This is a genomic window from Plantactinospora veratri, from assembly GCF_036421995.1.
GTDB lineage: Bacteria > Actinomycetota > Actinomycetes > Mycobacteriales > Micromonosporaceae > Plantactinospora > Plantactinospora veratri.
This window is the reverse complement of sequence record NZ_JAZGQL010000039.1, coordinates 1-17,848: the sequence shown is the minus strand read 5'-3', so window position 1 is coordinate 17,848 and position 17,848 is coordinate 1. Positions and strand designations below refer to the sequence as shown.

General features: G+C 70.8%; 14 protein-coding genes, 18 tRNA genes and 1 pseudogene. 9 read left to right on the top strand and 24 right to left on the bottom strand.

The window, feature by feature from the left end; genetic code table 11:
- Nucleotides 1–98: 98 nt before the first annotated feature.
- Together V1634_RS34555 and V1634_RS34550 are read left to right on the top strand one after the other, a co-directional pair.
- Nucleotides 99–707, top strand: coding sequence for a DedA family protein (locus V1634_RS34555; RefSeq protein ID WP_331211827.1), 609 nt, complete (start codon nt 99–101; stop codon nt 705–707).
- Nucleotides 708–967: 260 nt separating this feature from the next.
- Entirely contained in the window at nt 968–1,237 is a 270-nt protein-coding gene (locus V1634_RS34550) for an SCO4848 family membrane protein (protein WP_331211826.1), read from the top strand.
- 161 nt (nt 1,238–1,398) lie between these two features.
- Here V1634_RS34550 and V1634_RS34545 read toward each other — a convergent pair.
- The 21 genes from V1634_RS34545 to V1634_RS34445 form a co-directional block, all read right to left on the bottom strand.
- Nucleotides 1,399–1,471 (bottom strand) — tRNA-Cys (locus V1634_RS34545).
- Between the two features lie 27 nt (nt 1,472–1,498).
- Nucleotides 1,499–1,581, bottom strand: a tRNA-Tyr gene (locus V1634_RS34540).
- Nucleotides 1,582–1,584: 3 nt separating this feature from the next.
- Nucleotides 1,585–1,658 (bottom strand) — tRNA-His (locus V1634_RS34535).
- Between the two features lie 20 nt (nt 1,659–1,678).
- A tRNA-Val gene (locus V1634_RS34530) sits at nt 1,679–1,751 on the bottom strand.
- A gap of 28 nt (nt 1,752–1,779) precedes the next feature.
- Nucleotides 1,780–1,853: transfer RNA gene (locus tag V1634_RS34525), tRNA-Glu, on the bottom strand.
- A gap of 7 nt (nt 1,854–1,860) precedes the next feature.
- Nucleotides 1,861–1,933: transfer RNA gene (locus tag V1634_RS34520), tRNA-Val, on the bottom strand.
- A 77-nt stretch (nt 1,934–2,010) separates the two neighbouring features.
- Nucleotides 2,011–2,083 (bottom strand) — tRNA-Lys (locus V1634_RS34515).
- A gap of 15 nt (nt 2,084–2,098) precedes the next feature.
- Nucleotides 2,099–2,181 (bottom strand) — tRNA-Ser (locus tag V1634_RS34510).
- A gap of 403 nt (nt 2,182–2,584) precedes the next feature.
- Nucleotides 2,585–3,328: a DUF7873 family protein gene (locus tag V1634_RS34505; RefSeq protein WP_331211825.1), complete on the bottom strand. Its 744-nt coding sequence runs from the start codon at nt 3,326–3,328 to the stop codon at nt 2,585–2,587.
- 67 nt (nt 3,329–3,395) lie between these two features.
- Nucleotides 3,396–3,469, bottom strand: a tRNA-Pro gene (locus V1634_RS34500).
- Nucleotides 3,470–3,475: 6 nt separating this feature from the next.
- Nucleotides 3,476–3,548: transfer RNA gene (locus V1634_RS34495), tRNA-Arg, on the bottom strand.
- 120 nt (nt 3,549–3,668) lie between these two features.
- Nucleotides 3,669–3,753, bottom strand: a tRNA-Ser gene (locus V1634_RS34490).
- 39 nt (nt 3,754–3,792) lie between these two features.
- Nucleotides 3,793–3,865 (bottom strand) — tRNA-Leu (locus V1634_RS34485).
- Nucleotides 3,866–3,943: 78 nt separating this feature from the next.
- A tRNA-Leu gene (locus V1634_RS34480) sits at nt 3,944–4,019 on the bottom strand.
- Between the two features lie 6 nt (nt 4,020–4,025).
- Nucleotides 4,026–4,097, bottom strand: a tRNA-Gln gene (locus V1634_RS34475).
- 36 nt (nt 4,098–4,133) lie between these two features.
- Entirely contained in the window at nt 4,134–4,574 is a 441-nt protein-coding gene (locus V1634_RS34470; protein WP_331211824.1) for an HNH endonuclease, read from the bottom strand.
- Nucleotides 4,575–4,627: 53 nt separating this feature from the next.
- A tRNA-Gly gene (locus V1634_RS34465) sits at nt 4,628–4,701 on the bottom strand.
- Between the two features lie 9 nt (nt 4,702–4,710).
- A tRNA-Leu gene (locus tag V1634_RS34460) sits at nt 4,711–4,784 on the bottom strand.
- A 45-nt stretch (nt 4,785–4,829) separates the two neighbouring features.
- Nucleotides 4,830–4,902, bottom strand: a tRNA-Glu gene (locus V1634_RS34455).
- A gap of 218 nt (nt 4,903–5,120) precedes the next feature.
- Nucleotides 5,121–5,193: transfer RNA gene (locus V1634_RS34450), tRNA-Trp, on the bottom strand.
- A 399-nt stretch (nt 5,194–5,592) separates the two neighbouring features.
- On the bottom strand, nt 5,593–6,396 hold the full coding sequence (locus tag V1634_RS34445) for an alpha/beta fold hydrolase (RefSeq protein WP_331211823.1): 804 nt from the start codon (nt 6,394–6,396) through the stop codon (nt 5,593–5,595).
- 422 nt (nt 6,397–6,818) lie between these two features.
- On the opposite strand from V1634_RS34445, the gene V1634_RS34440 reads away from it, so the two are divergent.
- The gene (locus V1634_RS34440; RefSeq protein ID WP_331211822.1) at nt 6,819–7,250 is read left to right on the top strand and encodes a phage holin family protein; all 432 of its coding nucleotides are present in this window, start codon (nt 6,819–6,821) and stop codon (nt 7,248–7,250) included.
- Complete coding sequence (locus V1634_RS34435; RefSeq protein ID WP_331211821.1) at nt 7,247–7,774, top strand: DUF3618 domain-containing protein; 528 nt, start codon at nt 7,247–7,249, stop codon at nt 7,772–7,774. Before V1634_RS34440 ends, V1634_RS34435 begins: the two co-directional genes overlap by 4 nt.
- A gap of 9 nt (nt 7,775–7,783) precedes the next feature.
- On the opposite strand, the gene V1634_RS34430 is transcribed toward V1634_RS34435, so the two are convergent.
- Both V1634_RS34430 and V1634_RS34425 read right to left on the bottom strand, forming a co-directional pair.
- Nucleotides 7,784–8,434 (bottom strand): MBL fold metallo-hydrolase, encoded by a 651-nt coding sequence (locus V1634_RS34430; RefSeq protein ID WP_331211820.1) that lies wholly within the window; start codon nt 8,432–8,434, stop codon nt 7,784–7,786.
- A 30-nt stretch (nt 8,435–8,464) separates the two neighbouring features.
- Nucleotides 8,465–9,220, bottom strand: coding sequence for a maleylpyruvate isomerase family mycothiol-dependent enzyme (locus tag V1634_RS34425; protein ID WP_331211819.1), 756 nt, complete (start codon nt 9,218–9,220; stop codon nt 8,465–8,467).
- A 225-nt stretch (nt 9,221–9,445) separates the two neighbouring features.
- Between V1634_RS34425 and rsgA the strand changes: the two genes are divergently transcribed.
- The 4 genes and pseudogenes from rsgA to uvrC all read left to right on the top strand — a co-directional run bounded on the left by rsgA (nt 9,446) and on the right by uvrC (nt 16,401).
- Nucleotides 9,446–10,516 carry a ribosome small subunit-dependent GTPase A gene (rsgA, locus tag V1634_RS34420; RefSeq protein ID WP_331211818.1) on the top strand — a complete coding sequence of 357 codons (1,071 nt, stop codon included), beginning with the start codon at nt 9,446–9,448 and terminating at the stop codon, nt 10,514–10,516.
- Nucleotides 10,517–10,659: 143 nt separating this feature from the next.
- Nucleotides 10,660–13,611: pseudogene (gene uvrA / locus V1634_RS34415) on the top strand (excinuclease ABC subunit UvrA); the annotation flags it as partial.
- 271 nt (nt 13,612–13,882) lie between these two features.
- Nucleotides 13,883–14,371 (top strand): Rieske (2Fe-2S) protein, encoded by a 489-nt coding sequence (locus V1634_RS34410; RefSeq protein WP_331211817.1) that lies wholly within the window; start codon nt 13,883–13,885, stop codon nt 14,369–14,371.
- A gap of 77 nt (nt 14,372–14,448) precedes the next feature.
- Nucleotides 14,449–16,401, top strand: a complete 1,953-nt coding sequence (uvrC, locus tag V1634_RS34405; RefSeq protein WP_331211816.1) for an excinuclease ABC subunit UvrC — start codon at nt 14,449–14,451, stop codon at nt 16,399–16,401.
- A gap of 51 nt (nt 16,402–16,452) precedes the next feature.
- On the opposite strand, the gene V1634_RS34400 is transcribed toward uvrC, so the two are convergent.
- A complete protein-coding gene (locus V1634_RS34400; protein ID WP_331211815.1) occupies nt 16,453–16,710 on the bottom strand; it encodes a hypothetical protein in 258 nt (85 codons plus the stop codon).
- A 417-nt stretch (nt 16,711–17,127) separates the two neighbouring features.
- Here V1634_RS34400 and V1634_RS34395 point away from each other — a divergent pair.
- Nucleotides 17,128–17,848: hypothetical protein (locus V1634_RS34395; protein WP_331211814.1), on the top strand; the 721-nt coding region annotated here is incomplete at its 3' end.

The window sequence follows — 17,848 nt, the reverse complement described above, 5'->3', positions numbered from 1 at the left end:
CGGCGGAGTCACCCCTAGGCGGAGTCAGGGTCGACCGCGCCGCTTACCAGGGCTCGACCCGGATGTCCAGGTGACGTTCGGTCCGTAACGTTCCTGACGTGGCGGACTGGCTGGTTCAGGTGGGGGAACTGCCGTCGGGAGTCTTTCTGGCGGTGCTCGGCGGTGTCATGATGCTGGACGCGATTCCGCTGCTCGGCGTACTCGTGCCGGGCGACGTCGCGGTACTGGCCGCGGTGGGGGTCGGCCGGCCGGCGAGTCTGGGGGCGTTCCTGGCGGTGATCGGCGGCTGCCTCGGCGGCTGGTCGCTCACCTTCCTCGCCGGTCGACGGTTCGGTGCCCGGCTGCGGCGCAGCCGTACCGGGGCGTGGATCGGGGAGGCGCGCTGGTCGGCCGCCGAGCGGATCCTCGGCAGTGGTGGGGGCCGGATGGTGATGGTGGCGCCCTTCCTGCCGGTACTCAACGCGCTGCTGCCGCTCGCCGCCGGCGGGCTGCGGATGTCGTACCGGCGGTTCCTGGGTTTCGCGGCGGTCGGCGCGGTGCTCTGGGCCGGCCTCTACATGGTGCTCGGCATCCTGGCCCGCTCGGTCGGCGGGCTGCTGCCCGGCGAGTCGTTCGCGCTGCTCGGCACGGTGGGCTTCGGGATGCTCTTCGGCGGCCTCGTCCTGCTGGGCGTACGCCGCCGGCTCGCCGCGACGGTCCAGAGCTGACCGGCGGCTGTCGATGATCGGGGGGTGATGGGTGGTGCCGGCCGGCTGGGGCCGCCGGCCGGTGTCACCCGGGGGGACGCGGAACGCGGGTCACGGGGTGCCGGGACGGGTCGGGGCAACGGCCGGTCGGGAACGTGGTCGCGGAGCCGCTGCGGACCGGCGGCCGGTCAGGGGGGACCGGCCGCCGGTGCCGGGGCGAGGTCGCCGGGTGATGTCGCCGGGCGGGGCGGGTCGCCGCCCGGCTGGCATACTGGGCTGCCATGGTGTTGTCGCGGCGCTGGGCCGGTTTCCTGATCCTGGTCGGCGTGTGGACCTGGGTGATCTGGCCCCGGTTCGCCGTCGCGATCTGGAACGACGCCCGGGCCTGGTCGACCGGAGAGATCGGGCAGGGCAGCCCGACCAGCTTCCTCTGGGTGCACGCGCTGTTGATCGGGGCGTCCCTGGCGATCGGCAGCACGGTCGGCGTTCTCGGCGTACGCGGCTGGTGGGCCGGGCGGGCTCCGCGAACCGCAGGCCGGCCTCGTTCCTGAGCTGTTCCCGGCGTGGTCCGGCGCCGGCCGGCGTACCCCCGTCAGCACGACCGCCGGCCGGCGAGTCATGGGCCCCGGTGTCGAACCGGGCACACCGCCATCATGAGTGGCGGCCGAGCAGCCAACGCCCGCGCCCATGGCATCCACAGTGGATGGCAACGAGGCCTCGCCGGGAGTCGAACCCGCAGCACCCGCTTTGCAGGCGGGGCGCCCCACCGGGGACGAAACGAGGCCGGGTGGGCCCGACGATCGGGCCCGGCGTGCGGGTGGGAGGACTCGAACCTCCTCAGCGCGAAGCACCTGTTCTACAGACAGGCCCGACTCTCCAGCGTCGGCGCACCCGCGTGGGTGACTGGCGGGACTCGAACCCAGCTACCTCCGGATCCACGGTCCGGCGCTCTTCCGGCTGAGCTACAGTCACCATCGCGGCCTCCCGGCCAGTACCCGGACCTGGGATCGAACCAGGGACCTCCTCGGGGTGAACGAGGCGCTGCCACCACTGAGCTATCCGGGCATCGCTCCGGCGGAGCGGGGGAGTGACGTAGCGCCGACGGGATTCGAACCCGCGAACTCCAGGGTGAAAGCCTGGCGACTCTTGCCACTCGTCCACGGCGCCGGGTGAGTGTTCCGAGCTGGACTCGAACCAGCGACCCTCGCGATGTCGACGCGATGCTCTTCCGACTGAGCTACCGGAACGGGGGCGGGACCGGGAGTCGAACCCGGGGCCTGCGGCTTATGAGGCCGCCGCGCTTCCACCGCGCCATCGGAGCAGGTACGCCGCCAGGGACTTGAACCCTGAACCCACGCATTAAGAGTGCGTTGCTCTGACCATTGAGCTAGCGGCGCATGACAGTGCTGAGGAGGAAGGCGGAGGAGTCGAACCCCTGCCGTTGCCGACACCCCGGTTTTCAAGACCGGTCGCCCGCCACCGGGCGGCGCCTTCCGAGAGTTTGGCGGACCCCCGGGGTATGCCCGACCCCGGGGGCCCTGAAGTTCCACCCGTTCGCACGCCAGCGGCGTTTAAGCGCCACGATCAGTCTGCAGTCGACGTGCTTTGCCATTAAGCGACCGCCGCAGGAAGAGCGGCAGACTGGACTCGAACCAGCATCTCGTCGAGGTTGTCGTGGTCGGTAGATCTGGCGATCGGTGGGGGTGCTGAGTCTGGAGCGATAGCCTCAGCCTGCTCGGTGCCGGTATGCCTCTGCCGGTTGGGCTACCTCGGCCCGAAGTGCCGAGGGGAGGACTCGAACCTCCACTGGAACCGTCACCTCTGATGAGTCTGACAAATCAGCCTCAGTCTCGGCGCACTGTTGCGCCACCCCCCGCTCCACGGGGGTGCCTGGGAGACTACCCGAACAGGTAGCCGAACACCTCGTCGCCGACGGTGCGGTCCTCGACCGTGGTGCTGTTCGCCTCCTCGCGGGCCACCTTCACCGCCTCCAGCAGCTTGTCGACCCGGCCGCGCAGCACCTTGACCCGCTCCGCCGGCAGGGCGCCGGAGAGCTTCACCGTGGTCCAGGTGCCCACCGGCACGTCCTCGGTGTAGACCTCGACCTGCGCCGGGTGCTTCTCGGTCGCCTCGGCCTTGACGTGGTTGCGGTGCACCTTGCGCATCTTCTGGGTCTGGCTCGGCGTACTCGCGTAGCAGCCGCGATCGGGGTCGAACTCCCACCGCTCCGCCGCGTCCAGGGTGGCCAGCCCGTCGACGAAGGTACGCAGGTCGACGAGCTGCTTCTCCAGGAAGAGCAGGTAGGTGACCGGGGCCTGCCGGACCAGGGTCCGCCCGTCGACCACCACGTCGGCCTTGGCGGTGGCGTTGCCGGTGTCCTGGAGGAACTGGAGGTCGAAGAGCCGGCCCATGGTGCTCGCCACCTCGTCGAGGACCTCCTGGACGGTGTACTGCACCCGGGTCGACTCCGGCGGCAACTGCTCGCGGATGTCGTCGGCGAACGGCTGGTAGGTGCGGGAGATGCCGGAGAGCGGCGGCGCCTTCTGGGTACGCCGGTGCGCGTCGGTCAGCTCCCGCTTGGCCTGTGGCTTGAAGCCCTGCACCAGAGCGTTGACCTTGTGCAGTTCGGTGGGATTCGGCACCATGATCCTTTCGGTCTCGTCGGGCAGACGATAGTCGTCGTCGCCACGTACGGCGACCCTGTCGAAGTCGGGACGGCCGGATTCGAACCGACGGCCTCCGCACCCCCAGTGCGGCGCGCTGCCAAGCTGCGCCACGTCCCGATGTCGTACCCCTGGGACGGTTCGAACGTCCGGCCTCCTGGTTCGTAGCCAGGCACTCTGTCCACTGAGCTACAGGGGCTTGGACCTCTTCTTCGTCATCGCCGGCGTTACCGCCAAGTATCTGATTCCAATCTCGGCGGTCAACGGCATGCGTGCGCTCATACTCGACTCGAAGTACTCTGCGTTTCAAATCGAGTAGCGGAGAGGGAGGGATTCGAACCCCCGACGGTGTCATCCGTTACGGGTTAGCAGCCCGCTGCCTTAACCATCTCGGCCACCTCTCCTCCGTGTCGTACGGTTGAACGACATCCCTGAGGCGTACGTACCCGGAGCAGGAGTCGAACCTGCAACACACCGGTTCTGAGCCGGCGGCCTCTTCCGTTGGGCTATCCGGGCCCGGGTGGAGTGACGCGGGATCGAACCGCGCACGCGCAGCTTGCAAGGCAACACTGTGCACCAGCACTCACCCCGAAGTGCCCTCGGCGCGACTCGAACGCGCACGTGACCAGGCTCTCGACCTGGTGCCTCTGCCAAATTGGGCCACGAGGGCATCGTGCTCCCGGACAAGGATTTGAACCTCGATTGCCTGATCCAGAATCAGGAGTCCTGCCAGTTGGACGATCCGGGAACGGGCGGCCGGCGGGGGAGAATCCGCCGGCCGCCGTCAGCGCCGGGTCAGCGCGGCCCAACCGGGGACCGTCGCCGCCGACCGCAGCACCATGCCCGCCTCGGCGGGGGTGCGGTCTGCCTTGCGCTGGTTGCAGCCGTCGCAGCAGGCGACGGTGTTGGTCCAGGTGTTCCGGCCGCCACGGGAGCGGGGCAGGATGTGGTCGACGGTGCTGGCGGGACCGCCGCAGTAGCCGCACCGGCGTCCGTCCCGGGCGAGCACACCCGGCCGGGACCAGGCCGGGCCCGAACTGAAGCGCCACCTGGTGACGACGTACCGGACGAGCCGAACCACCGTCGGCACCGGGTAGACCCCGATCAGTCGGTCCGGTACGGCCTCGTGCACCTCGGCGACCCGCCGGACCAGCATCCGTACGGCGTGCCGGAGACTGACCCGGTGGAGCGGGCCGAGGTCGGCGTTGATGACCAGGACGTCCACCGGATGCCTCCTTTTCTCTCGTCGGGGTCACGGAATCCGTGTCGGGTGTTCGGAGCGGCTACCGGGATTCGAACCCGGGGCCTCCACCATGGCGAGGTGGCGCGCTGCCAAACTGCGCTACAGCCGCGTGTGAAGATGCTCCGGGTGCGATTCGAACGCACACTGTGCGCGTTTTGAGCGCGCTGCCTCCTGCCGTTGGGCTACCGGAGCGGATGGTCGGGGACACGGGCGTTCCCCGACGGATACTGCCGTGCGTAGACCGTGCCGGAATCGAACCGGCCTTCTCCAGATTGAGAGTCTGGTGAGATAACCACTACTCCAACGGTCCGGGCGGGACGCTGTCGCCCCGGTGTGCACTGGATCGTCCGGGACCCGAGAATCGAACTCGGTGTCTCCTGTACCCAAAACAGGCGGGTCAGCCGTCTCCCTCGCCCCGGATCCGCCCGGCCGGCGCGCTGGTACGGCGCCGGCCGGGCATCATCTTTGCCATCCACTGTGGAGTTTTCAACGTGGTACCGGTCCCGCCGGCCGAGGTCGGGGGAGAAGCAGGGGTGACAGGACTCGAACCTGCAACCTTCGGATTTGGAGGCCGCTGCGCTGCCAGTTGCGCCACACCCCTGTGTGGTGAAATCCGTGTGGGTAAAAGAAACGCCGCCCGGTCCCGGGTCTGGGAGGGCGGCGTAAACGCGGGTGGAGTCGCGTTACGTCCGCCAGCCGCCCAGCTTGGCACATTCGCCAAAGCTCAGGTGGACGGGGCGCCCGGGCATGGCGTGACTCGACGAGGCGTACGGCAGTTGCCGCCACGCTCGCGCTGAGGTCTGCCACAACATCGGATGCTCCCTGTCGTTTCGGTGCCGGTTTGTTGATCGCTGTGGTAACTACGGTAGGTGCCGCTCCCGCGCGGAGCAACATCTTTTTCGGATTCTGTCGCACCTCATCGATCGGGCGCGCGGAAACGGCTGCTCGACGGCGTTGCCGGCACCGGTCGACAGCGGTGCCGGCACGATCCGCAGTGGACTCAACGGACCCGTTCGACCAGCCGGGTCACCGCGGCGGCGACCGCCTCGGGCGCCTGCGCCTGCGGGAAGTGGCCCACTCCGGGGAGCATCACCACCTCGGCTCCGAGTTGTTCGCCGATCCACTGGGCCTCGGTCGCCGGATCCTTCCAGTCCACGTCGGCGGCGCCCATCACCACGACGGCGGGGGCGGACACCTCGGGCAGCCGCTGCCGGGCCGGTTCGTGCGAGGTGCGGGTGGTCCGCACGAAGGCCCGCCAGTGTCCGGGGCGGCGCAGGTTGTCCCGTACCCGGGCGCGGTGCTGCTCGTACCCCTCGGGCTTGGTGCCGGGCAGCCACCTCGGGTAGTAGCCGAGGAAGGCCGCCGGGCCCCAGGGCCGGACGAGCATGATCCGGAAGAGCAGGTTCAGCACGGCGGCACCGGCGGGCTGCCGGACGAAGGGCCCGAGCAGGGCGAGTCCGCGAATCTTCGCCGGGGCGTCGGCGGCGGCGATCACGGCGGCTCCGGCGCCCATCGAGTTGCCGACCAGGTAGCCGGACCCGCCGAGTTCGTCGAGGAGCGCGAGCAGGTCGCTGGCGAGGGCGACGTCGTCGTACCGGGAGAAGCTGGCGTCGCTGTCGCCGTGCCCCCGGATGTCCAGCACGGCCACCCGGTAGCCCGCCTCGACCAGCCTCGGCACGAGCAGCCGGTAGGACTGGCGCAGTTCGCCCATCCCCGGCGAGCAGATCACCAGCGGGCCGTCGCCGTCCCAGAGGTCATAGGCGATGCGCCCTTCGGGGCGGCGAAGGTAGTGGATCTGAGTCATAGCCTAAAAGCTACACCCATTAGCCAAGGTCGCCAAGAGTCGACCCGTTCCCGACGGTCGGGTGCACCGGTCCCGGCGCGCGCCGCCCGGTCGGCGACGGCCGTCCGGCGCGGTCGCCCTCAGCGCGGCACCGGGGGCATACGGCCAGGTCCGGAGGGGTGGAAGCCGCGGTTTCGTCCCGGCCCGGCGATGGCCGGTGGCACCATGAGAGAGCAGTTGGTCTTTGCCGGGTCGCCCGAACCCTCGGAAGCGAACCCCGGCCGGGGGCGGCCCGCGCGGGCGGCGGTGCGGCACCCGGACCACGCCTGTGGCGGTGCCCGCGGCAGGGAGGGTGCCGCAGCCGCGCGGCCCCACTCCGGCGGCTCGCAACGCCCGCGCCGGCCGCGCGGATCCGGTCCGACAGCCGTACGGGAGGAAAAGCCATGGCAGACACCCGGGCCAGCACGAGTACCAGCGGCGACGGCGTTACCACACCCGAGCTGGTGCAGCGGGCCACCGAGCAGATATCCGGGCTGCTCCGCGAGGAACTCGCGCTGGCCCAGCTGGAGATGTCGGAGAAGGGCAAGCGTGCGGGACTCGGCGCCGGACTCTTCGGCGGCGGCGGCGCTCTGGCCCTCTACGCCGGTGCCGCACTGGTCGCCGCCGCCGTGGTGGGGTTGAGCTACGTCATCCCGGCAGCACTGGCCGCGCTCGTCGTCGGCGTCGTGCTGGCCGCTCTGGCGGGACTGCTGGCGGTGTCCGGCCGGAAACAGGTCCGCCGTGCGACGCCGGCGATGCCGAAATCGACGGTGGGAAGCCTGCGCGCCGACGCCGAGACGGTGCGGAACGCGGCCAAGGATCGGGGACGGTCATGACGATGGGGGACGGCGCCGGGGACGTGGACCGGACCCGTGCGGAGATCGACCGGCGGCGTGCCGAACTCGGCGAGACGGTTCAGGCGCTGGCGGCCAAGACGGACGTACGCGCCCGCGGCATCCAGAAGGCCGAACAGACCACGAACCGGCTCCGGGAACGCTCGGCACAGGCGACCGGGACGGTCCGCGAGAAGGTCGCGCAGCTGCCGGACGTGGTCGGCCAGAAGGTGGAACAGGCGCAGCGGAGGGTGGGTCAGATGGCTGCGGATGCCGGCGAACAGGGCGCCCGTGGTGCCGAGAAGGTGAGCGCCTCGGTCAACCGGGCGGGTGGGATGGTCCGTCGCACCCCGGTGCCGTTCGCTCTCGGTGCCGTCGTGGTGATCGTGGGCGTGCTGACGGCGCGGAAGCGCATGGCGGCCGCCCGGGCCAGGCGCCGGAGCGGCTGGAACGCCGACCGGCTGCTGCGGATGGCTCGGCCGATGGCTCCGTGGTGGTCGGCGGTGACCAGATCCGTGCGACGGTAGGGGGGCCGGCTACCAGCCCCGGGCCCGCCACTCCGGGATCGACGGGCGTTCCGCGCCGAGCGTCGAGTCCCTGCCGTGGCCGGGGTAGAACCAGGTGTCGTCCGGCAGCACGTCGAACACCTTGGCCTCCAGGTCGTCCATGATCTGCGCGAACTCGTTCGGGTTGGTCGTCCTCCCCGGGCCTCCGGGAAAGAGCGAGTCCCCGGTGAACAGGTGCGTCCCGTCGGTGTCGTCCCGGTAGAGCAGCGCGACGGAGCCCGGGGTGTGCCCGACGATGTGGATCACCTCGAGTTCGCGGTCGCCGACCCGGATCCGGTCACCGTCGGTGAGCGGCTCGGAGGGGATCGGCAGCCCGTCCGCGTCGGCGGCGTGCACCAGCGACCGGGCACCGGTGCTGGCCGCCACCTCCTCCAGCGCCACCCAGTGGTCCATGTGCTGGTGCGTGGTCACCACGGCGGCCAGCCCGGCGTCGCCGACCAGTTCCAGCAGCCGGGGCGCCTCGTTGGCCGCGTCGATCAACACCTGCTCGCCGGTCGAGTTGCAGCGCAGCAGGTACGCGTTGTTGTCCATCGGGCCGACCGACAGCTTGCTGACGGTGAGCCCGGCCAGCTCGCGTACGTCGGGCGGGCCGTCGGTGACGACGTCTCCGGTGTAGCTCATGTGACAGGGCCTCCGAGTCGGGTCGGCGGATCAGATCCAGGGCGGGGGTGCCGGCAGTGGCCCGGCCGGCGTGACGACGAGGCCGGTACCGGTGCTCCGGCCGGTGAGCCAGCCGGCCAGTTCGTGTGCCGGACCGGTGACGGTACGCAGTTCCGGGCCGCTCTCCGGCGCCGGGATGCCCGCCGGCCGACCTCGGCCGGTGGCGACGGTCAGCGGCTGCCCGGTCTCCGTCGGCAGCAGCACCAGGGCGAGCGGATCGTCCCGCTCGGCCAGGTCGTGCACCACCTCGTGCAGCAGCCGCTGGCCGAACGCGTCCGGCCAGTCGGCGGTCCGGTAGCCGGCGGCGAGGTCGACGTGGTGCACCTCCACCTCGCGCAGCCGCCCCCAGGCCAGGGTGGCGGCCGGGCGGAGCCCGCGGGCGGAGCGGACCTGCGCGGCCCAGGCCTCCGCCGGCAGTGCCCCGGCCGCCTCGACGAACCGCTGCGCGCTGGCCCGCAGGTCGGCGAGCTGGGCGGCGGCCGGCCGGGCCGCGCCGGCCGCGATCTCCGCGTTCCGGGCCGCCGGGTTCGGGTACTGCGGGATGTCCTCACCGGTACGCGCCGAGGTCAGCAGGTTGACGTAGCTGTCGGCGTTCCGGGCGAGGTGGGTGAGGATGTGTCCCCGGGTCCAGCCCGGGAGCAGGGACGGCTCGCCGACCGCCGCGTCGTCGAGCCCGTCGACGGTCCGCAGCAGCCGGTCCGTCGCCCGGTCCACCTCGGGCAGCAGCGCGAGCGGGTCGAGTGTCACGACTCACGACGATAGCGGTCGACGGCCGGCGGGGCGCGGCGCCTGCGCCGCGAGTGGCGGCCCGGAATTGGCTTTCGGTGTGGTCGGGCCAGCACCTACCGTTCGAGTACACACACACCCGCAAGGCGTGAGGAGGTGGGATGCATGCCGGTCGCAGTGCGCGGGGCCACCGTTTCCACTTCTGGATTCCACTGCTGAATCTCACTCCTGACGACAAGGGTTGACATGACCTTCGATCTCGCGTCCCTCGGTTGGGACGCGTCCGCGGCCGCTCCGTACCCGGAACGCGGCGACGAACTACGGCCCGGCCGGGTGGTCCGGGCCGACCGGGGGATCTGCACGGTGCTCGGTGCGGGCGGGCTCGTCCGGGCCAGCCTCGGCGGCGGGGTACTGATCGCCGCCGCCCGGGACGCGGTCAACCTGCCCTGTGCGGGTGACTGGGTGCTGGTCCGGGACTGGCCGGACCGGCGACTGACCGTGGAGGCGGTGCTGCCCCGGCGTACCGCGATCGTGCGGCGGACCGCCGACAAGGATTCGACCGGGCAGGTACTTGCGGCGAACGCCGACGCGGTGGCGGTGATCGAGCCGCTGCATCCGTCTCCGGACGTGGCCCGGATCGAGCGGCTGATCGCGCTGGCCTGGGAGTCCGGTGCCACCCCGCTGCTGGTGCTCACCAAGTGCGACCTGGTGGCCGATCCGGCGGCGGTGGCCGAGCAGCTCGGCCAGGCGGCGCCCGGTGTCGAGGTGCTGCCGGTGAGCGCCCAGCGCGGGACCGGGCTGGCCCGGCTACGACCGTGGATCGTCGCCGGCCGGACCCTGGCGCTGCTCGGGCCGTCCGGGGCCGGCAAGTCGACCCTGGTGAACGCGCTGGCCGGCGCGACGGTGATGACCACGCAGGGGGTACGCGGGGTGGACGGCAAGGGCCGGCACACCACCACGCACCGGCAGCTGATCCCGATCCCGGGCGGGGGAGCGGTGCTGGACACCCCGGGGGTGCGGGCGGTCGGCCTGCTCGACGCGGCGGCCGGACTGGACCAGGCCTTCGCCGACGTGGCCGCTCTCGTCGCGGCCTGCCGGTTCGCCGACTGCGGGCACCGGGGCGAGCCGGGCTGCGCGGTCCAGGTCGCGCTGGAGACCGGCGAGCTGAGCCCACGACGCTGGGCGAGCTGGCAGAAACTCCAGCGCGAGGTGGCGTACGAGACACGCCGTCGGGACGCGCGGTTGGCGGCCGAGGAACGGTACAAATGGAAGCGGATTCGCAAGGAGCAGCGGAGTCGGGGCGGCCCGGGGCGGTGACCTGCCGGGAACCCGGGGCGTTGAGCTGCGGGAATCTGCCGGTGCGGAAAACTGTCGTACGCCGGGGCTAGAGTTGCCGAGGCGCTTCTCTGCGCCACCAAATCGGACAGAACGTATCTTTTCTCCCCGGGAGTGCGCGGACAGTGGCCGACCGACTGATCATCCGTGGCGCGCGTGAACACAACCTGCGCGACGTCAACCTCGACCTGCCGCGCGACGCCATGATCGTCTTCACCGGGCTCTCGGGTTCCGGCAAATCCAGCCTGGCCTTCGACACGATCTTCGCCGAGGGCCAGCGGCGGTACGTCGAGTCGCTGTCGTCGTACGCCCGGCAGTTCCTCGGCCAGATGGACAAGCCGGACGTCGACTTCATCGAGGGGCTCAGCCCCGCCGTCTCGATCGACCAGAAGTCCACCTCCCGCAACCCGCGCTCCACCGTCGGCACCATTACCGAGGTCTACGACTACCTCCGGCTGCTCTTCGCCCGGGTCGGCGAGCCGCACTGCCCGATCTGCGGTCAGAAGATCTCCAAGCAGAGCCCGCAGCAGATCGTCGACCGGGTGCTGGCGATGGAGGAGGGCACCCGGTTCATGGTGCTGGCCCCGGTGGTGCGCGGCCGCAAGGGCGAATACGTCGACCTCTTCGCCGAGCTACAGGCCAAGGGCTACGCCCGGGCCCGGGTCGACGGGGTGGTCCATCCGCTCACCGAGCCGCCCAAACTGAAGAAGCAGGAGAAGCACACCATCGAGGTGGTGGTCGACCGGCTCACCGTCAAGGCGGGTGCCAAGCAGCGGCTCACCGACTCGGTGGAGTCCGCGCTCGGCCTCTCCGGCGGGCTGGTGCTGCTCGACTTCGTCGACCTGCCGGAGGACGACCCGGCCCGGGAGCGGCGCTACTCGGAGCACCTGGCCTGCCCCAACGACCACCCGCTGGCGATCGAGGACCTCGAACCCCGGGTCTTCTCCTTCAACGCCCCGTACGGCGCCTGCCCCGAGTGCACCGGGCTCGGCACCAAGAAGGAGGTCGACGCCGACCTGATCATCCCGGACCCGGAGCGGACCCTGCGGGAGGGCGCCGTCCAGCCGTGGTCCGGCGGGCAGACCCAGGAATACTTCCTCCGCCTGTTGCAGGCGCTGGGCGAGGCGGAGCACTTCGACCTCGACACCCCGTGGCGGGCGCTCCCGTCCCGGGCGCAGAAGACCATCCTGCACGGCTCCGGCGACCAGGTGCACGTCCGCTACCGCAACAAGTACGGCCGCGAGCGCTCCTACTACACCGGCTTCGAGGGCGTGGTGCAGTGGATCGAGCGGCGGCACAACGACACCGAGTCGGAGTGGTCCCGGGACAAGTACGAGGGCTACATGCGGGACGTCCCCTGCCCGGTCTGCCGGGGCAGCCGACTCAAGCCCGAGGTGCTGGCGGTCACCCTCGGCGGGCGGAACATCGCCGAGGTCTGCGCGCTCTCGGTCGGCGAGTGCGCCGAGCTGCTCGGCGGGATGACCCTGACCGACCGGCAGAAGATGATCGCCGAGCGGGTGCTCAAGGAGATCAACGCCCGGCTGCGCTTCCTGGTCGACGTCGGCCTGGACTACCTGTCGCTGGACCGGCCGGCCGGCACCCTCTCCGGCGGCGAGGCGCAGCGGATCCGGCTCGCCACCCAGATCGGCTCCGGCCTGGTCGGGGTGCTCTACGTGCTGGACGAGCCGTCCATCGGGCTGCACCAGCGGGACAACCACCGGCTGATCGAGACGCTGGTCCGGCTCAAGGGGCTGGGCAACACGCTGATCGTGGTGGAGCACGACGAGGACACCATCCGGACGGCGGACTGGATCGTCGACATCGGGCCGGGGGCGGGCGAGCACGGCGGCAAGATCGTGCACAGCGGTTCCGTACCGGAGCTGTTGTCGAACGAGGAGTCGGTGACCGGGGCGTACCTCTCCGGGCGCAGGGCGATCCCGACCCCGAAGGGGCGCCGGCCGCAGATGCCGGGCCGCGAGCTGGTGGTGCAGGGGGCGCGCGAGCACAACCTGCGCAACCTCACCGTGTCGTTCCCACTCGGGCAGTTCATCGCGGTCACCGGGGTCAGCGGCTCCGGCAAGTCGACCCTGGTCAACGACATCCTCTACGCCGTGCTCGCCAACCAGATCAACGGGGCGCGGCTGGTGCCCGGCCGGCACACCCGGGTCACCGGCCTGGAGCACGTGGACAAGGTGGTCGGGGTCGACCAGTCGCCGATCGGACGCACCCCGAGGTCCAACCCGGCGACGTACACCGGGGTCTGGGACCACGTCCGCAAGCTCTTCGCCGAGACCACCGAGGCGAAGGTCCGGGGGTACGGGCCGGGGCGGTTCTCCTTCAACGTCAAGGGCGGCCGCTGCGAGGCGTGCAGCGGCGACGGCACCATCAAGATCGAGATGAACTTCCTGCCGGACGTCTACGTGCCGTGCGAGGTCTGCAAGGGCGCCCGCTACAACCGGGAGACCCTGGAGGTGCACTACAAGGGGCGGACGGTCTCCGACATCCTGGAGATGCCGATCGAGGAGGCGGCCGAGTTCTTCTCGGCGATCCCGGCCATCCACCGGCACCTGAAGACCCTGGTCGACGTCGGCCTCGGGTACGTCCGGCTCGGCCAGCCGGCGCCGACCCTCTCCGGCGGCGAGGCGCAGCGGGTCAAGCTCGCCTCCGAGTTGCAGAAGCGTTCCACCGGCCGCACGGTGTACGTGCTCGACGAGCCGACCACCGGGCTGCACTTCGAGGACATCCGCAAGCTGCTCGGGGTGCTGGAGAGCCTGGTCGACAAGGGCAACACCGTGATCGTCATCGAGCACAACCTCGATGTGATCAAGACCGCCGACTGGCTGGTCGACATGGGCCCGGAGGGCGGGCACCGGGGCGGCCTGGTGCTGGCCGCCGGTACCCCGGAAGAGCTGGCGGAGGTCCCGGAGAGCCACACCGGCCAGTTCCTCCGGCCGGTGCTCGGGCTGACCGGCCCGGCCCGGGGAGCGAGCGCGGCCGTCACCCGGGCGGCCCGGGCCAACGGTGCCGCCAAGGCCGACGGCACGGCGAAGGCCAACGGTGCGGCGAAGGCCAACGCCGCCTCGACCAGGGCGAACGGCGCCGTGACCAAGGCCGGTGACGGTGCCGCGAAGGCCGGCAACGGCCGGGCCGCCGAGGGTACGGTGAAGGGCGGCGCCGCCCGGGCGGGTACGACGGCGAAGGCCACGACCGGGAAGACCGGTACGGCGAAGAGCCGGCGCACCGGAAAGTCCTGACCCCGGTCCGGTTGAACCGGTTGGTGGATATATCCGTGTCTTCGGGCGTGGCCGCGGACGACCAGGAGCGCGGCGCCGAAGAGGAAGGCTAGGTATGAGTGACGAACTGACCGGGCCGGGCACGCAGACCCGACGGGCGCTGTTGGCGGGCGCGGGTGCGGTGGGCGTGTCCGTGGTGTTGGCCGCGTGCGGCACCGGTGACGACGACGCGCTCGACGGCACCGGAAGCAGCCCGTCGGCCGGCGGCGCTCCGGCGCCCAGCGGTTCGGCGAGCGCTCCGGCCGAGGGCGGCGGCGCCGCCGCGCTGGCCAAGAAGAGCGAGATCCCGGTCGGCGGCGGCAAGATCTTCGCTGACCAGCAGATCGTGGTCACCCAGCCGACCGAGGGCGAGTTCAAGGCCTTCAGCTCGATCTGCACCCACCAGCAGTGCCCGGTGACCGGGGTCGACGGGGGCACGATCAACTGTAGTTGCCACTTCAGCAAGTTTTCCGTGGCCGACGGGTCGGTCAAGGGCGGCCCGGCCACCAAGCCGCTGGCCGAGAAGAAGGTCAACGTCGACGGGGACAACATCGTCCTGGCCTGAGGGCCGGTTCGCCCGGCGCGGTCGACCCTCCGTCGCCGCGCCGGGCGTTGTCCCAGGCGGGGTCTAGGCTTGTCGGCGTGCCCGACCCCGCTACCTATCGCCCGGCACCGGGCACCATTCCCGACCTGCCCGGGGTTTACCGGTTCCGTGATCCCAGCGGCCGGGTGATCTATGTCGGCAAGGCGAAGAGCCTGCGCAGCCGCCTCAACTCCTACTTCGGCGACCTGTGGAACCTGCACCAGCGCACCCAGCAGATGGTCACCACCGCCGGCAGCGTGGACTGGGTCACCGTCGGCACCGAGGTCGAGGCGCTCCAACTCGAATACAACTGGATCAAGCAGTACGACCCCCGGTTCAACGTGCGGTACCGGGACGACAAGTCGTACCCCTATCTCGCGGTCACCCTCGACGAGGAGTTTCCCCGGCTCCAGGTGATGCGCGGCGCCAAGCGCAAGGGGGTGCGCTACTTCGGGCCGTACTCGCACGCCTGGGCGATCCGCGAGACGCTCGACCTGCTGCTCCGGGTCTTTCCGGCCCGGACCTGCTCGGCCGGGGTCTTCCGCCGGCAGGCCCAGATCGGCCGGCCCTGCCTGCTCGGTGACATCGGCAAGTGCTCGGCGCCGTGCGTCGGGCGGGCCTCGCCCGAGGAGCACCGCCGGATCGTCGAGGAGTTCTGCGACTTCATGGCCGGTCGCACCGACCAGATGGTCCGCCGGTTCGAACGCGAGATGGGCGAGGCCAGCGAGGCGCTGGAGTTCGAGCGGGCCGCCCGGCTGCGGGACGACATCGTGGCGCTGCGCCGGGCGATGGAGAAGCAGACCGTGGTCTTCGGCGACGGCACCGACGCCGACGTGGTGGCGTTCGCCGAGGATCCGCTGGAGGCGGCGGTCCAGGTCTTCCACGTCCGGGACGGCCGGGTACGCGGCCAGCGCGGCTGGGTGGTGGAGAAGGTCGAGGACCTGACCACCGGCGACCTGGTGCACCACTTCTGCTCCCAGGTCTACGGCGGGGCCGAGGGGGAGGGGGACGTGCCCCGCGAGCTGCTGGTGCCCGCGCTGCCGGCCGACGTCGACGCGCTGGCCGAGTGGCTGTCGGCACGTCGGGGCGGCGGCAAGGTCGCCCTGCGGGTGCCGCAGCGTGGCGACAAGAAGGCGCTGCTGGAGACCGTGGCCCGCAACGCCGCCGAGGCGTTGACCCGGCACAAGCTGCGCCGGGCCGGTGACCTGACCACCCGCAGCGAGGCGCTGGACGAGATCACCGAGGCGCTCGGGATGCGTACCGCACCGCTGCGCATCGAGTGTTACGACGTCTCGCAGATCCAGGGCACCGACGTGGTGGCCAGCATGGTCGTCTTCGAGGACGGCCTGGCGCGCAAGAGCGAATACCGGCGGTTCGTGGTGCGGGGGGCCACCGACGACCTGTCGGCGCTCTCCGAGGTGCTGCGCCGCCGGTTCGCCCGCTACCTCCAGGCGCGCGGCGAGACCGGGGAGATCGGCGACGAGATGGCCTCCGACCCGGACCGGCCGGGCATCGACCCGACCACCGGGCGGCCGCGCAAGTTCGCGTACCCGCCGCAGCTCGTGGTGGTCGACGGTGGGCAGCCACAGGTCGCCGCCGCGGCGCAGGTCCTCGCCGAACTCGGCATCGACGACATCGCACTCTGCGGGTTGGCCAAGCGGCTGGAGGAGGTCTGGCTGCCCGGTGACGAGTTCCCGGTGATCCTGCCCCGCACCTCGGAAGGGCTCTATCTGCTGCAACGGGTCCGGGACGAGGCGCACCGGTTCGCCATCACGTTCCACCGGCAGCGCCGCTCCAAGCGGATGACGGTCTCCGGCCTCGACCAGGTCCCCGGCCTCGGCGAGGTACGCCGCAAGGCGCTGCTGCGGCACTTCGGTTCGGTGAAGCGGCTCTCGGCGGCGACGGTGGACGAGATCGCCGAGGTGCCGGGGGTGGGGCGACGCACCGCCGAGGCGATCGTCGCGGCGCTGAACCCGACCGAGCCGCCGGAAACCGCCGACAACCCGGTGTGACGGTCCGTCCGGCAGCCGCGCCGACCAACCGGAGCTGAGCTTCCCAGTCGGTCAGCGGGTGCACTCCAGTAGCACCCACGCCTCATACCCACCCGGCGAGGTGTAACTGTCGATCACCTCGCAACCGGTGAATCCGGCGTCCCGGGCCCTGCCGAGGGCCTGGCCGTACGCCCAGTCGTATGCCAGCCCCATGCTGCTGTAGCCCTCACCACGGAACTGCCTGGTCTCGTCGGCGTTCGCCGCCACACCGGTACCGATCACGGCCAAAGTTGCGGCGAGTAATCCAGAGGTGACTGTTCGGATAAACATCGCATCAGGATAAGCGGGCATCGATACGGCCGCATCTGAAAGCGGTCGGCGCCGATCCTCGTGCGGTCTGGACACGCCTGGGGTGCCTCGACCCGGATGTCCGGATCTCAGCCATGATCAACCCGGCCCAGGGGGGCGCCCGGTGGAATGCCGTCGGGGGCTCGGTCGTTACATCTCGCGTACGGCCGAGTAGCACCGCCTGTGGCCTGGGCTGGTGGCGGGGCTTCGGGGAATGATCCGGGGCCGCCGGTCGTTACATATGGTGTTCGCTTGAGTACCAGCACAGCCCCCCGCGTGCGTGTGTGCCGGGCGGAGGCGGACACTTCGTCCCTGGAGACCCGTGTGGTTTCGGGACATCTCCGATGACACCCCACATCCCCCGTGGAGTGTTCACCCCCGATTGGAAGGCGGACCATCATGAACACGACTCTGTTCAGCCGATGGCTCCCGGCCATCGAGCAGACTTCCCTGGTACGTAGGACCGCTCTGGGTGTCGCCGGTCTGGCGTTCGTCGGTGGCGCCGTCGCCGGCCCCGCCGTGGCCGCGCACGCCGCTCCCGAGCATGTCGGGTCGACCGTGTCGCAGTCGGTCATGGCCGACAAGGGCAACGACCACAAGAGCGACAAGCGCGACAGCGACAAGCGCGACAAGGGTAAGAACGACAAGCGTGACAAGCGCGAGGGCAAGGATCGTAAGCCGTCGCGGGACAAGCTCGTGCCGCACGGCCCGCAGGGCAAGCAGTCGCGGATCTCGCTGTCGGGTGAGCAGTCCGACAACGTGCGGGCGATCGTGAAGGCGACCAAGAAGGCCGGTCTGGACGAGCGTGCCGCGGTGATCGCGGTCGGCACGAGTCTCCAGGAGTCGAAGCTGGAGAACCTGGGTCACCTGGGTGACCGCAACGACCACGACTCGCTGGGCCTGTTCCAGCAGCGCCCGTCCTCGGGCTGGGGCTCGCCGGAACAGATCACCGATCCGGAGTACTCGACCATCGCGTTCCTCAAGGGCCTCAAGCAGGTCGACGGCTGGCAGAACCTCCCGCTGACCGTGGCCGCGCAGAAGGTACAGGTCTCGGCCTACCCCGACGCGTACGCACAGTGGGAAGACCAGGCAGCCGACCTGGTCGCCAACACCTGGAACA

What these genes read in the sequence shown, in the direction of transcription:
- V1634_RS34550 (WP_331211826.1), top strand. Translation starts at nt 968, where the DNA reads ATGGTGTTGTCGCGGCGCTGGGCCGGTTTCCTGATCCTGGTCGGCGTG.
- V1634_RS34445 (WP_331211823.1), bottom strand. Translation starts at nt 6,396, where the DNA reads ATGACTCAGATCCACTACCTTCGCCGCCCCGAAGGGCGCATCGCCTAT.
- V1634_RS34440 (WP_331211822.1), top strand. Translation starts at nt 6,819, where the DNA reads ATGGCAGACACCCGGGCCAGCACGAGTACCAGCGGCGACGGCGTTACC.
- V1634_RS34435 (WP_331211821.1), top strand. Translation starts at nt 7,247, where the DNA reads ATGACGATGGGGGACGGCGCCGGGGACGTGGACCGGACCCGTGCGGAG.
- V1634_RS34430 (WP_331211820.1), bottom strand. Translation starts at nt 8,434, where the DNA reads ATGAGCTACACCGGAGACGTCGTCACCGACGGCCCGCCCGACGTACGC.
- rsgA (WP_331211818.1), top strand. Translation starts at nt 9,446, where the DNA reads ATGACCTTCGATCTCGCGTCCCTCGGTTGGGACGCGTCCGCGGCCGCT.
- V1634_RS34410 (WP_331211817.1), top strand. Translation starts at nt 13,883, where the DNA reads ATGAGTGACGAACTGACCGGGCCGGGCACGCAGACCCGACGGGCGCTG.
- V1634_RS34400 (WP_331211815.1), bottom strand. Translation starts at nt 16,710, where the DNA reads ATGTTTATCCGAACAGTCACCTCTGGATTACTCGCCGCAACTTTGGCC.